A 13,672-nucleotide genomic window follows, 5' to 3' on the forward strand; every position below is an offset into this window, starting at 1 on the left:
GGTGAGACACGCTTCACATTGTCGACATGGACACCACCGCATCCACCACCTCACCGGCGCCCCCGGCCCGCCGGGACCGTACCCGTTACCTGTACATCGCTGTCATCGTGGCCGTGCTCGCCGGCATCGTGGTTGGCCTGGTGGCCCCCGATTTCGGCAAGGAACTCAAGCCGATCGGCACCGGCTTCGTCAACCTGATCAAGATGATGATCAGCCCGGTCATCTTCTGCACCATCGTGCTCGGCGTCGGGTCCGTCCGGCAGGCCGCGAAGGTCGGCAAGGTCGGCGGCCTCGCCCTCGGCTACTTCCTCACCATGTCGACAGTGGCGCTCGCCATCGGCCTGGTCGTCGGCAACCTCATCCACCCCGGCTCCGGCCTGAACCTGGGCCCGGACCTCGCGGGCGCGGGCAAGGCCGCCGCCGGTGACGAAGCCGCCGGTACGACGGAGTTCCTGCTCGGGATCATCCCGACCTCGATGCTGTCCGCGCTCACCGAGGGCGAGGTGCTCCAGACGCTGCTGGTGGCCCTGCTGGTCGGTTTCGCTGTCCAGGCCATGGGCCGGCGCGGTGAGCCGGTGCTCGGTGCGATCGCCGTCATCCAGCGCGTCGTCTTCAAGGTCCTCGCCATGATCATGTGGCTGGCGCCGGTCGGCGCGTTCGGTGCCATGGCCGCAGTGGTCGGCGCGACCGGCGTGGACGCGCTCAAGAGCCTCGCCCAGATCATGCTGGGCTTCTACGCGACCTGCCTGATCTTCGTGCTGGTGTTCCTCGGCGCACTGCTCTGGTTCGTGGCCCGGATCTCGATCTTCTCGCTGCTGCGCTACCTCGGCCGGGAGTTCCTGCTGATCCTGTCGACCTCGTCGTCGGAGTCGGCGCTGCCGCGGCTGATCGCGAAGATGGAGCACTTCGGGGTGAGCAAGCCGGTCGTCGGCATCACGGTGCCGACCGGGTACTCGTTCAACCTGGACGGCACGGCGATCTACCTGACGATGGCGTCGCTGTTCATCGCCGACGCACTGGGCAACCCGCTCTCCATCGGCGAGCAGGTGTCACTGCTGCTGTTCATGATCATCGCGTCGAAGGGTGCGGCGGGCGTGACCGGTGCCGGCATCGCGACGCTGGCCGGTGGGCTCCAGTCGCACCGACCGGACCTCGTCGACGGTGTCGGGCTGATCGTGGGCATCGACCGGTTCATGTCGGAGGCCCGGGCGCTGACCAACTTCGCGGGCAACGCCGTGGCCACGGTGCTGGTCGGAACCTGGACCGGCGAGTTCGACCGGGACCGGGCGGTCGGCGTGCTCAAGGGCGACGACCCGTTCGACGAGGCCACGATGCTCGACGAGCACGACGACTCCAACGAGACGGCAGCGCCGCGTTCCGACGAGCAGACGCCCGCGACGGCGGGAGCGCCAGCCTGAGTCACGGCATGGACACCCCCGGCAGGGTGCGCGGGCATGCGCCGGCGCACCCTGCCGGGGGTGAACCGCGCCTGGCTGGATGACCGTCCTACGCCTTGCCCGCTCAGCCGCGTTCGTGCGGACGACTGTTCCTCCACCGGGTCATCGCCGCGTAGCTCGCGGGGGTTCGGACCCCGGGTGATGAGTTCCGGCGCCCGCGCCCGTCATACCTACGACAGGACACGACGAGGCGGAAGGATGACGCGATGAGTGCGGACACGCGGCTGAAGGAGCTGGGCGTGAGCAATCTGGGTGAGGTCGACGAGCCGGCGTTCTCGGGGCTGGCGCAGCGGCACCGGCGGGAGCTGCACGTGCACTGCTACCGGATGCTCGGGTCGTTCGAGGACGCCGAGGATGCCGTGCAGGAGACGTTCCTACGTGCCTGGCGGCGGCGGGAGACCTTCGAGGGGCGGTCGACGTTCCGGGCCTGGTTGTACCGGATCGCCACGAACGCCTGCCTGGACCTGCTCGCCAAGCGTCGCCCGGAGCCGGCGACCGGCGGCGAGGTGCTGTGGTTGCAGCCCTACCCGGATCGGCTGCTCGACGAGCTGCCCGCTGGCGACGCGGACGAGCCGGAGGCGGTCGCCGTCGCGCGGGAGACGATCGAGCTGGCGTACCTGGTCGCGGTCCAGCATCTCGCGCCGCGTCCGCGGGCGGTGCTGATCCTGCGGGACGTGCTCGGTTGGCCGGCGAAGGAGGTCGCGGATCTTCTCGGGGACTCGGTCAACTCGGTGAACAGCGCATTGCAGCGGGCGCGCGCCGGCATGCGGGAGCACCTGCCCGCCGAGCGGCAGGACTGGACCGGCGGTGAGGAGGACGGCGGGACACGCGAGCTGGTGCGCCGCTTCACCGACGCCAGCGTGGCCACCGACATCGACGTGCTCGCTGGCATGCTGCGGGACGACGTCCGATGCTCGATGCCACCCACGCCGGGCCTGCACGTCGGCCGTGACGCGGTGGTGAACGACTGGGTCCAGGACGGATTCGTCGGCATGAAGGGGCTGCGGGGGATCCCCACCTCGGTGAACCGGCAGCCGGCGGTCGCCTTCTACCTGTGGCGGGAGCAGGAAGGCGCGTACCTCCCGCTGACGCTCGACGTCCTGCGCGTCACCGGCGGAGCGATCACCGAGATCGTCACGTTCCACGACGACCAGTTCCCGCGGCTCGGGCTGCCGGAGCGACTGCCGGCGGACGGCACGGAGTAGTCCCGATGTGGACGCTCACGCTGCGCGGGGGCGAGCGTGTCGTCGTGGTCCCGGCGCAGTGGCGCGACGCGTTCGGCGTCGTCGTCTGCGGGCGGGTGCAGCTGGAGCTGCGCGACGGTGAACCCGGGCCGGTCCTCGGCCGGGACGCCGGGTTCTGGCTTCGCGGCACCGGCGTCCACGCGCTGCGCAACCCCGGCCGTCGTACGGCGAGGGTGCGCATCGTCGCGCCCAGAAACCCCGTATCCCAGTTACCGATGGAGGATCGACATGAGCAGCACGAATGACACCGGGGTCGTCGCAGGCCCCGCACCGACCCGGACCACCCACACCCACCGGTTCCGCGGTCTCGTCGGCACTGGCCTCGTCGCCGCGCTCGCAGCGGTGGTGGCCACCACCCTCGCCGCCGCGCTCGCCCAGGCCGTCGGCGTCGACTTCGAGGTCCCCGAGGGTGGCGAGACGATCCCGTTGTCCGGGTTCGCCGTGGTGACCGGCTTCTTCTCGGTCGTGGGCATCGTCATCGCCGCCGCTCTACGCCGGTGGAGCGCTCAGCCCGCCAGGCGATTCCTGTGGACGGCGATGTCGCTGACCGCGATCTCGTTGGTCCCGCCCCTCATCTCCGGGGCGAACACCGCCACCATCGCCGCTCTCCTCGGGCTGCACCTGGTGCCTGCGGCGGTGATGATCCCCACCCTGACGCGGAGCCTCCGCACCAGAACCGGCTGATCGGTCTCGTCAACGGTGCCAACGAGGTGCCGAGGGATTGTTGCGGAAGGCTCGGGGAGACATGCCGAAGGCCGCGGTGAAGACCCTGCTGAAGTGGGCCTGGGAGGGAAAGCCCCAGCGGGCGGCGATGCTGAGGATGGACCGTCCACGTTGCAGGGGGTCGCGCAGGTCGCGCGCGCACCGGTCCAGGCGCCTCGTCCGGATGATCTCGGCGACGGTCTGGTCCTCGCCCTCGAACGCTCGATGCAGGCTGCGGAGCGAGACGTGGTGCGCGGCCGCGACGGTGGCCGGGGAGAGGTCCGGGTCGCCGAGGTGCTCCTCGATGAACGCCTTGACGCGTACGCGCAGGCTGTGGCCGCGTACCTCGGTCGGTAGAGCCTCCGTGAGATCCAGGCGCTGGGCCAGCATCGCGGAGATCAGGTCCCGGGCGACAGTGCCCAGGAGCGGAACGTCGCTCTCCTGGTACTGCTCGGGGTGGGTCAACACCTGGCGTACGAAGTGGTTGAGCAGCACGCCCATCCCCTCGGCAGCGGAGATGGTCGTGCCGAGAAGCTGCGCGACCTTGTTGGGATGCAGCGGTATGAGATCGTGCGGCACGAGGATCGTCAGGGTGGTCAACAGGTCCTCGTGCTGCGTCCGCCCCTGATGGGACGACTGATGCGGTCGCGACGTGTCGACGACGGCGAAGTGTCCCGGCGCGAAGCGGTTCGTCCGCCGCTCCTGCTCCAACCCGCCGTGCCCCGACAGCGGCAGCGCGAACTCGTACATCTCCGGGTCGCCGCGGCGGATGAATGTGCTGGTCCGCTGCATGTCCAGTGATGGGTACTGCCAGGACGACAACACGACCTCGCCCAGGCTGATGACGTCGGCGCGGGCGCGGAAGTCTGCCGCGTGGGCACTGTGGATCCGCATCGGGACCGACTCGCGTGCCACCAGGTCGTGCCAATACCCGAATCGTTCACTCTCGGGCACGGAAATCGTGTCCGCCGAGCCTACGGTGAGCACTGGCGTGCCTCGTTTCCTGTCGATGTTTCTGACGTGGCGACGGCAGCGCTGCCGACCGATCTTACAAGATCACCTTAACCCCGGCTCAGGTTCGGCGAGGGGGCGTCGTCGTCGCCTCATGTTCGCAGGACGCGCACACAACGGCCACCACCCGGAAGGGGTGGCCCGGCCTTCGGTCCAGTCAGCGTCGGCGTGCTCGCCACATCGTGTGTTCCCTGGAAATCGCCGTCTCCGTGTCGTTCACGAACTGCGACAGGTCGGCTTCCGACCTGATGCGGGTGGCGAGCGACCCCATGGCGGCAAGCTCCTGACTCGCCAGGGCGTAGGCCGTTGCCACCGCACCGTGTTGCCGGGTCTGCGTCCATGCCGCGCCGGCCGCGACCGCTGCGGCGGCCACGCCGAGCAGGTCGACGTCGGTCAGGCCGGCAGCCCTCGACACGGCCAGGGTCACCCCCACGATCTCCAGGACGAGCATGCTGACCGACCAGCGTGTCGCCCGGGCGCGGTTCGACAACGACCGCTCGGCGTACCAGGCCCGCTGGCCCTCCAGGCGGCCGGTCAGGTACGCGGCACGGCGGTCCTCAAGGGAGGATGAGCGGAGAGCCCGCATCCCCTCGGTGATCTGTTGCCCGGTCATCGCGGGCGCCGCCAGCCCAGCCGCCGACATGTCCCTGGTCAGGCCCAGCAGCCGGCCGGTGAATTCCTCGGTGCTGTCCGAGTCGCTCCGTGACTGGGGAAAGGGTTCTGAAGCTGTCGCGAATCGCCAGGTGAGCGACTTGACGGATTCGGAGAGGGCTCTGCCGACGTACCACCGCTCGTTGGGGCGATTGGTGAGCAGGAAGACCTCGACGATCGAGGTGGCGGCGAAGGCGCCCGCCGCCAGCGCCGGGCCCAGGGCGAAGTCGTCGAGTTTCCAGGTGGCGACGCCCGCGACGGCGGCCAGCAGGAGCAGGGACAACCGCAGTGCGATCAGGGTCGTGAACACTCGTTGGCCGCGCTGCGACTCGTGGGACACGGCGCGCTGAAACGGGGGAAGGTCCTCGGCATTCAGCATGGCGTTGGCCTCTCGACAGATCATTCACTGTAGATGGTGCCGCCCACGGTGGTTGTCCGAAGATCGACGCTTGTCGCCGTCCGTCGCGGCGCTTTCGGCTCTACGGCGTGGTCGTGGCGCAGGCCACGCCGATGCCGAGGTCGACGCGGTGGTCCTGGCCATTCGAGGTCACGATGACGGGTACGCAGGCAGCCCGCGCGACCCAGGTGCCGCCGGCGAACGCCAGCCACTGAGCCTGCCCACCCTCCGGTGCGCAGGCGTGCACGGTGGCGGTCGCGGCTGGCGTGTTGGGGGCGCCCCATCCGACCCTGGCCCTGCTCTCCCACCCCGGTGCGACCCGGAGGTCGACGACCCGACCCGCCCGGACGACCAGCCCCCACTTGGCGAAGAGCCGCGCCGCCGGGTCGGCCTTTCCGGACTCCTCCGCGGACAGCACGGCCGCGCTGGGCACCGCCACGTCCTCTCCGACGAGCCGGTAGCCCTCCGGCGGTGCCGACATTTCCGTGACCGATGGCGTGCAGGGCAACCCGCCACCGCTCGGGCTCGTCGATGTCCTCGCGCCGTTGGGCGGCGGCGCGCTGGGTTGCCGCGAGTCGCCTGCGGGCGTGCAGGCGGTCAGCGCCGCCGCCAGACACACCGGGCCCCACCGTGCGATCCGCCCGGGCACCGGGTGGACCGGAACGTGTGGGGGCCGGGTGGTTGTCGCATTCGCACTCATCCGACATTCATAGCTGGTTGCCGTGGTCCCTGAGCGCTGACGGTAGGCCCTGAGATGGTTACGGTCGTGGATGTTGTGGTTCCCCGACCGTTCGAGGAGTGATCGCATGGCCCCCTCTGCGTCCCGGCTGTTCTCGGAGATAACGACGTCCGAACGACCGGCCGAGACCACAGTGGTCATGCGACGGGCGGTGGTGCTCGGTGGCAGCATGGCCGGGCTGATGGCTGCCCGGGTGTTGAGCGACCACGCCGAGGAGGTGCTGATCATCGAACGGGACCCGTCCGACGTCGATGCCGGGCCTCGACCGGGTGTGCCCCAGGGCAGCCAGGTGCACGCCCTGCTGCCCGCCGGTCAGGTCCAGTTGGAACGTTGGTTTCCCGGCATCGTCGACGAGGCGCTCGCGCTCGGTGCCCCACCGCCGCCGAGCGACCCGGGCACGGCGAAAATCTTCGTGAACGGCGAACTGGGGCTGCCGCCGGCCGCGACCGGCACCGGGCCGGCGTTGATCACCACGCGTCCGTTCCTGGAGGCGTTGGTCCGGCGGCGGACGCTCGCCGTCGACAACATCCGCATGGTGTACGGCCGGGCCGAGGGTCTGCTCTTCGACGAGCGGCGGGTCACCGGCGCGCGATACGTGCCCGAGAGCGGCGGCGAGCCGGTCGTCGAACCGGCGGACCTGGTGGTCGACGCGATGGGGCGGTCCAGCCGGCTCAGCGACTGGCTGGCCGAGCACGGGTGGCCCCGCCCGCCGATGCAGCGCATGCCGATCAAGCTGAACTACGCGACGGCGCTCTTCACGCGTGACGAGAAGGTCAGCGACGCCTGGGTGGCGGTCTTCCACACCATGGCGGGCAAGGGGCGTACCGCGCGGATCGGTGGCATCAACTCGGTCGAGGGGGACCGGTGGATCATGCTGGTGGCCGGCTACGACGAGGACCGGCCCAGCCGCGACGTCGCCGACTTCACCGCGCGGTGTCGGGAGCACTACCCGCAGATGTTCGGCGACATCGCCGAGCGCGGGGAGATGCTGGGCGGGGTGGTCACGTATCACCAGGCGGACAGCCGACGCCGCGACTTCCACAAGCTGGACCGCCTGCCCGCCGGGTTGGTCGCGGCCGGAGACGCCGTGGCGTCCTTCAACCCGGTGTACGGCCAGGGCATGACCTCCGCGACGCTGCACGCCTCCTGCCTGTCGGCGTACCTGCGGTCCGGCCCGAAGCCGCACGACGAGCCCGCGCGGGCGTACTTCGACCAGGTCCGGGTGGTCGTCGACGCCGCCTGGCAGATCTCCACCACCGCCGACATCGAGCTGCCGCACGTCGACGGGCCGTACCCGCCCGGGTACCGGGTCACCAAGTGGTTCGGGGACCTGCTCTTCCGGACGTCGCTGACCGATCCGGTGCTCAACGCCCGGCTGGGTCGGGTCACCACGATGCTCGACCACCCGGCGACCCTGAGCCGCCCCAGCACACTGCTGCGGGCCCTGCGGCTCGGGCTGTTCCGGACTTCTCGGCGCTGATTTCGTCGCGAAACCCGCCGGTGCCGGGACGCCCGGGGAAGAATGGTGGGCCGGGGAGGGGTGCCGCGACGAGCCGGGGGAGCAGGCGTGCTGGCAACCAGCCCCCTCGGCCGGCTCCGCCGCCGTGACCCGGGGGACGCCATCCTGCGACGCGCGGCACGACTGACGATCGTCGCGTCCGTCGTCTTCTACGGCTGCCGGTACGGCGCGGGCAGTCCGATCCTCGCCACGTACGGCCTGTTCGGCACGATCGCGGCCGGGTCGTTCGCGCAACTGCCCGGTCCCGCGCCGCAACGGGCGCGGATCCTCGTCCTGTCGCTGCCGGGGGTCTGGGCGCTGATCGTCGCGGGCTCGCTGTTGGCGTGGAGCACGTGGGCGGCCGCCGGCGGGATGCTGGTCATCGGGTTCGTCGTGGCGTTCGCCGGGGTTGGCAACCCGCGCCTGGTGGGGTTGGCGAGCGCGTTCCAGCTCTTCTACATCCTGGCGTCCTTCCCGCCGTACCAGCCGGGCACCCTGCCGCAGCGACTCGGCGGGGTCACGTTCGCCATCGTGCTGCTCGCCGCTGCCGAGGTGGTCCTCTGGCCCGATCCGGTGCCGGTCTCCTACCGGCAGCGTCTCACCCAGGCGGCGGACGGCGTCGCGGCGCTCCTGGACGCCGCCGCCGACGGGTTGACCCACCCGCACGCCGGTCCGGGTGATCGGGACGCGCGGCGCCAGCGGGCGTACGACGTGGTGGCCGCCATCGAGTTGGGCCGCAACCCACCGGAGTGGGCCCCCACCGCGGCGGGCGTTCAGGATCGGGCGCTGCGGATCTGCGCGGCCGCCCTGCGGGAGGTGCTCGTCGAGGCGGACCGGCTGGTGGCTGACGCCCCGCCGGAGCCGGTCGGGGACCTGGCGGCGGCAGGTCTGCTGCGTTCGTGCGCGGACACCACCCGCGCCGCGGGTCGCAGCCTGTCGCCGGGTGCCCCGGCAGTGCGAATCGACGGCTTGGACACCGCGGTCGGGCGAGCCGAGACGGCGTACCCCGTGGGGGAGGGCGACGGCCGCGACGCGTCGGACGTACCCCGGTTGTGCCGGGACGCCACAGCGCTGGCCCTCGCCGACCAGGTGCGGGTCTTCGCCGTCGGCGCCCGGGTGGCCACCGGGGCGCGGTTGCACGGCGAGGACGCGACCTCGGGGCTCTTCGAGTACGCGCGACACAGCCCGTGGACGCTGTACTGGTGGCAGTTCCGCTCTCACCTGGCACCCCGCTCCGCCCACCTGCACAGCTCGATCCGGCTGGCGGTGGCGCTCGCCCTCGCTCGGGTCGCCGCCGGGGTGTTGCACCTGACCCACGGCTTCTGGGTGCTGCTGGCCACCCTCACCGTCCTGCGTACCTCGGCCGCCGACACCCGTACCGCGCTGCGCCCGGCCGTGCTGGGCACAATCGCCGGTGCGGCCGTCAGCGGCGCTGTGATGTTCGTCGTCGACGAGCCGATCGTGTACGCCGTCGTCCTGCCGGTCACCCTGATGCTGGCCTTCGGCGTCGGCCGGCTGCTCGGTCCGGTGTGGCAGCAGGCGCTCTTCACCCTGCTGCTGACGGTCGTGTTCGCCCAGCTCAGCCCGGAGGGGTGGCGGATCGCCGAGGTCCGTCTCGTCGACGTGCTGCTCGGTGCGCTGATCGGTGTTCTCGTCGGCGTGGCGATGTGGCCGCGTGGCGCGGCCCACGACCTGCGGTACAACGCCACCCGCTACCTGGCCGCCAACGCGGACGCGGTCGAGCAGACCGTCCAGGCGATGCTCGGTGACGCTCCGTCTCCGGATCGCGCCCTCGACCGGGTACGACGCCGGATGATCCTGATCGACTCGTCGTACTGCCAGTACCACTTCGAGCGGCACGACCCGCACCGTCAGCAGGTCAACTGGTCCGCCCTACTGAGCGCCGGGCACCACGTGGTGCCCGGCGCCGACGCGCTGCTCCGTCGCAACCCGCCCGGCTGCCTGGCCGGCTGGCCGGCGGCGGCGGTCCTGCTGCGGGGCTCCGCCGGGCACCTGCGGTCGGCGTACGAGGCCCTCGCCGACGAGGTCGCGCACGGCCGGCCGGCTGGTCCGACGCCTCTCCCGACCGGCTGCGCCGCCGAACTGGACCGGATCCGTCCGGCCCTCGGCGAGGCCGACCCCCGGTCCATCCGGCACCTTGTGGAGGTCGACCGGTGGCTCGCCGGCCTCGCCGACACCCTCGCCCGCATCCACCCGCCGGCTCAGGGCGACTCGGCTGGCCGCCGTGGGCAGCCGTGACTCGGTCCGCCCAGGCCGCCGGTTGCCGATTGGCCGTGCCCGTGCGTGGCCGCGCCGCCTAGCGTCGAGCACATGGAGATCGAGCAGGCGCAGAAGCTGTGGCAGCCGGAACCCGGCTGGCTGAACACCGCCTCCTACGGGTTGCCGCCCGACCCGGCGTGGACGGCGTTGCAGGACGCTCTCGCCGCGTGGCGGGTCGGCAGCACGTCGTGGGAGGGGTGGGGCGAGTCGGTGCAGCGCTCCCGTACCGCGGTCGCGGGTCTGATCAACGTGCCGGACAGCGACGTGGCGGTCGGTGCCGCCGTGTCCCAGATCCTCGCGCCGGTCGCGGCGGCGCTGCCGGCGGGTGCCACGGTGGTGGTCCCCGAGGTCGAGTTCACCTCGAACCTGTTCCCCTGGCTGGTCCAGGAGGGGCGCGGCGTCACGGTCCGCACGGTGCCGGTGGACGGGCTGACCGACGCGATCGACGCCGACACCGACCTGGTCGCGTTCAGTCTGGTCCAGTCGGCCGACGGTGCTGTCGCCGCGTACGACGAGATTGTTGCGGCGGCCCGCGCGCACGACGCGTTGGTGGTGGTGGACGCGACCCAGGCGTGCGGCTGGCTGCCGTTCGACGGGAGCCGGGCCGACGTGGTCGCGGTGGGCGGCTACAAGTGGCTGATGAACCCGCGCGGCACCGCGTACGCCTATCTGGCCCCGGCGGTGCGCGAGCGGCTGCGTCCGGACGCGGCCGGCTGGTACGCGGGCCGCGACCCGCACGCCTCCTACTACGGCCCGCCGCTGCGGCTGGCCGACGACGCCCGCCGGTTCGACATCTCACCGGCCTGGTTCAGCTGGGTCGGTGCCGCGCCCGCCCTGGAGCTGGTCGCCGAGATCGGGGTGCCGGCGATCCGGGAGCACAACGTGGCGCTGGCCAACCGGTTCCTGGCCGGGCTGGGCCGACCGCCGGGGGACAGCGCCATCGTGAGCGTCGACGTGCCCGACGCGGAGCAGCGCCTCGCGTCGGCCGGCATCCGGGCGGCGGTCCGCGCCGGGCGGGTCCGCGCCTCGTTCCACCTCTACTCCACCGACGCCGATGTGGACGCGGCCCTGGCGGCGTTGACCGGCTGACCCCGGTGCGGAGGGCGGCCGAGCACGGCCCGGCCGCCCTCCGTGCCGTCAGGAGCAGCGGTCGAAGGTCGCAGCGGCGTAGGAGAGCGGCTGCCACTCCAGATCGATGCCGATGCTCATGTCCCACCGACCGTCAGCGAGGCGGCCGAAGTGGACGATCTCGCTGCCGGCGCCGTCGTAGTAGTACCACCCCTCGCCCTCGTACACACCGAGCCGGGTGGCCGCCTTGGCCAGGGTTTTCGGGCCGACGACGCCGTCGGCGACGAGACCTCGGGCGGTCTGCCACTTCTTGGTGGCGGCCGTCGTCACCGGCCCGAACTGGCAGTCGACGCCCGAGTAGGCGAGGTAGCCGTCCGCCCACAGGATCATCTGCCACATGGCGACCACGTTGCTGTACGAGCGGGTCGACGCGGAGATCGGACCCTCGTCGTTCCAGTCGTCGGTCCAGGTGCCGGAACCGGCGACGTAACCCTGGCTGACGCTCGCGGACGCCGGTACGGCCGCGACGGCGACGGCGCTGAACGTGGCCACGACCATCGCCAGCGCAGCGGCCTTGATTCGTCGGTGCATGAGCTTCCCCCTCTGATCCCTGGGTAGGTGTCATTGGGGTAGATGGCTGGCGGACCCACTTTGTTCACGACGGACTGACATTCGGTCTCAGGCCAGGTGGCCACCGATCTTCGTGTAGCCGCGCAGCAGGTCCCGGGAGATGATCAGTCGCTGCATCTCGTCGGTGCCCTCGAAGATCCGGTAGAGCCGGACCTGCCGGTACCAGCGTTCGATGGGCAACTCCCGGGTGTAGCCCATGCCGCCGTGGATCTGGAGCACCCGGTCGACCACCCGGTTGACCATGCCGGCGCCGTAGAGCTTGCCCATCGACGACGCGTGCCGGGGGTCCAGGCCCTGATCGACCGTCCACGCCGAGCGCAGCACCAGCCAGCGGGCCGCCTCCAGCTCGGTCTCCGAGTCGGCGATCATCCACTGGATGGCCTGGTTGGTGCCGATCTTCGCGCCGAAGGTCTCCCGGGTGTTGGCGTAGTCGATGGCCATCTGCAGGACCCGCTCGGCGATGCCGATGGCGTGCGACGGGATGGTGTAGCGGCCCTTGCCGATCCACTCCATGCCCAGCGTGAAGCCCTGCCCGATCTCGCCGAGGATGTTGCGGTGCGGCACGCGTACGCCGTCGAAGATGAGCGACGCGGGCCCGCCCTCGCCCATGGTCTGGATGAACTCCGAGCGCCAGCCCATCGAACGGTCCACCAGGAACGCGGTGGCCCCGCCGTTGCGGGCGCCCTTCTCCCGGTCGGTCACCGCGACCACGATGGCGAAGTCGGCGTCGTGGCCACCGGTGATGAAGGTCTTCTCGCCGTCCAGGACCCAGTCGTCGCCGTCACGGCGGGCGGAGAGCCGGATGTTCGCGGCGTCGGAGCCGGCACCCGGCTCGGTGATCGCGAAGCAGGAGCGCCGTTCACCCTCGATGGTCGGGATGAGGAACTCCTGCTTCTGCTCCTCGGTGGCGTGGAACAGGATGTTGTCCGCCTCGCCGCCGAAGCGGAACGGCACGAAGGTGTGGCCCAGCTCCGTCCAGATCAACGACTGGAGCACCGCCGGCAGGTTCATCCCGCCGTACTCTTCGGGCGTGGCCAGGCCCCAGAAGCCGAACTTGCGCGCCTTGAGTTGCAGCTCACGCACCTCGGAGTGGTCCAGGCCCGGCTGGTGCGCCCTCTCCCGGCGGAGCACCTCCGCCTCCAGGGGCATCACCTCGCGGCGGATGAACGATCGGACGGTGTCCCGCACCGCCCGCTCCTCGTCGGTCAGCGAAAAGTCCACGTGGTCCTCCTGGCGTCGGCGCAGCCGGTCACCCTTAAACTAGCGGTGCAAGTTTTGCCGCGTCCAGACCTGACGGCCCGAGACCCGCGAGGAGCGCAGTGCCCCGACCCCGCCAGCCCCGGCTGACCCGGCAGCTGATCGTCGAGACAGCCACCGCGCTCATCGACGCCGAGGGCCTGCCAGCCTTCTCCACCCGACGGCTCGCCGCCGAGTTGGGCGTACGCGGGCCGTCGCTCTACAACCACTTCGCCACCAAGGACGAGATCCTCGACGCGGTCGCCGACGCGGTCACCGGCGCCGTCGACACCAGTGGCTTCGCCAGCCGGGACTGGGCCGCCGCGCTGCTCGACTGGGCCTGGTCGTACCGGCGGGCGCTCACCGCGCACCCGAACATCGTGCCGTACCTGGCGCAGGGGCCGGGCCGTCGACCGGCCGCGCTGGCCATGGCCGACGCGGTCTACGGCGGGCTGGTCCGTGCCGGTTGGCCGCCCGCGCGAGCCACCCACATCGGCGCCGCCCTGCGCTACTTCGTGGCCGGGTCGGCGCTCGGCTCGTTCGCCCGTGGTTTCGTCGAGGACCCGGAGCTGTACGCCGCGCACTACCCGCACCTGCGTCAGGCGCACCGGCTCGCCGAGCACCAGCAGAGCGTGGACGAGGGCGCCTTCGCGCTGGGCCTCGACGCCCTGCTGTACGGGCTGGCCGCCGAGTACGCCCGCACCGTCGGCGCTGTGGAGTCCGGGCGGCCCAACGGGTAGCGTCCAAACTCCCAGCGCT

13 protein-coding genes are annotated in these 13,672 nt (G+C 71.3%); 8 read left to right on the forward strand and 5 right to left on the reverse strand.

Going from position 1 to position 13,672, the window contains the following annotated elements; all coding sequences use genetic code 11:
* Positions 1–26 precede the first annotated feature (26 nt).
* The 4 genes from HNR22_RS30015 to HNR22_RS30030 all read left to right on the forward strand — a co-directional run bounded on the left by HNR22_RS30015 (position 27) and on the right by HNR22_RS30030 (position 3,385).
* A complete protein-coding gene (locus HNR22_RS30015; protein WP_179783205.1) occupies positions 27–1,418 on the forward strand; it encodes a cation:dicarboxylate symporter family transporter in 1,392 nt (463 codons plus the stop codon).
* A 245-nt stretch (positions 1,419–1,663) separates the two neighbouring features.
* A complete protein-coding gene (locus tag HNR22_RS30020; protein WP_179783206.1) occupies positions 1,664–2,662 on the forward strand; it encodes an RNA polymerase subunit sigma-70 in 999 nt (332 codons plus the stop codon).
* Positions 2,663–2,667: 5 nt separating this feature from the next.
* Positions 2,668–2,946 carry a hypothetical protein gene (locus HNR22_RS30025; RefSeq protein ID WP_179783207.1) on the forward strand — a complete coding sequence of 93 codons (279 nt, stop codon included), beginning with the start codon at positions 2,668–2,670 and terminating at the stop codon, positions 2,944–2,946.
* On the forward strand, positions 2,930–3,385 hold the full coding sequence (locus HNR22_RS30030) for a DUF6069 family protein (protein ID WP_179783208.1): 456 nt from the start codon (positions 2,930–2,932) through the stop codon (positions 3,383–3,385). The genes HNR22_RS30025 and HNR22_RS30030 overlap by 17 nt, the downstream gene beginning before the upstream one ends.
* A 9-nt stretch (positions 3,386–3,394) precedes the next feature.
* Here HNR22_RS30030 and HNR22_RS30035 read toward each other — a convergent pair whose 3' ends face one another.
* From HNR22_RS30035 to HNR22_RS30045, 3 genes are all read right to left on the reverse strand, one after another.
* Positions 3,395–4,390, reverse strand: coding sequence for an AraC-like ligand-binding domain-containing protein (locus HNR22_RS30035; protein WP_343060019.1), 996 nt, complete (start codon positions 4,388–4,390; stop codon positions 3,395–3,397).
* 181 nt (positions 4,391–4,571) lie between these two features.
* Positions 4,572–5,468 (reverse strand): DUF4231 domain-containing protein, encoded by an 897-nt coding sequence (locus HNR22_RS30040; RefSeq protein WP_179783210.1) that lies wholly within the window; start codon positions 5,466–5,468, stop codon positions 4,572–4,574.
* 76 nt (positions 5,469–5,544) lie between these two features.
* Positions 5,545–5,943: a hypothetical protein gene (locus HNR22_RS30045; RefSeq protein ID WP_179783211.1), complete on the reverse strand. Its 399-nt coding sequence runs from the start codon at positions 5,941–5,943 to the stop codon at positions 5,545–5,547.
* Positions 5,944–6,268: 325 nt separating this feature from the next.
* Here HNR22_RS30045 and HNR22_RS30050 point away from each other — a divergent pair, with 325 nt between their 5' ends.
* The 3 genes from HNR22_RS30050 to HNR22_RS30060 all read left to right on the forward strand — a co-directional run bounded on the left by HNR22_RS30050 (position 6,269) and on the right by HNR22_RS30060 (position 11,068).
* A complete protein-coding gene (locus HNR22_RS30050; protein ID WP_179783212.1) occupies positions 6,269–7,681 on the forward strand; it encodes an FAD-dependent oxidoreductase in 1,413 nt (470 codons plus the stop codon).
* 87 nt (positions 7,682–7,768) lie between these two features.
* A complete protein-coding gene (locus HNR22_RS30055) occupies positions 7,769–9,958 on the forward strand; it encodes an FUSC family protein (RefSeq protein ID WP_179783213.1) in 2,190 nt (729 codons plus the stop codon).
* A gap of 72 nt (positions 9,959–10,030) precedes the next feature.
* A complete protein-coding gene (locus tag HNR22_RS30060; protein WP_179783214.1) occupies positions 10,031–11,068 on the forward strand; it encodes an aminotransferase class V-fold PLP-dependent enzyme in 1,038 nt (345 codons plus the stop codon).
* 48 nt (positions 11,069–11,116) lie between these two features.
* Here the strand turns inward: HNR22_RS30060 and HNR22_RS30065 are convergent, their stop codons facing one another.
* Both HNR22_RS30065 and HNR22_RS30070 read right to left on the reverse strand, forming a co-directional pair.
* Positions 11,117–11,638, reverse strand: coding sequence for a peptidoglycan-binding domain-containing protein (locus HNR22_RS30065; protein WP_179783215.1), 522 nt, complete (start codon positions 11,636–11,638; stop codon positions 11,117–11,119).
* 87 nt (positions 11,639–11,725) lie between these two features.
* Positions 11,726–12,898: an acyl-CoA dehydrogenase family protein gene (locus HNR22_RS30070; RefSeq protein WP_179783216.1), complete on the reverse strand. Its 1,173-nt coding sequence runs from the start codon at positions 12,896–12,898 to the stop codon at positions 11,726–11,728.
* 98 nt (positions 12,899–12,996) lie between these two features.
* On the opposite strand from HNR22_RS30070, the gene HNR22_RS30075 reads away from it, so the two are divergent.
* On the forward strand, positions 12,997–13,653 hold the full coding sequence (locus tag HNR22_RS30075) for a TetR/AcrR family transcriptional regulator C-terminal domain-containing protein (protein ID WP_179783217.1): 657 nt from the start codon (positions 12,997–12,999) through the stop codon (positions 13,651–13,653).
* Positions 13,654–13,672 lie beyond the last annotated feature (19 nt).

The organism is Micromonospora jinlongensis, from assembly GCF_013410645.1.
Classification (GTDB): Bacteria; Actinomycetota; Actinomycetes; order Mycobacteriales; family Micromonosporaceae; genus Micromonospora; species Micromonospora zamorensis.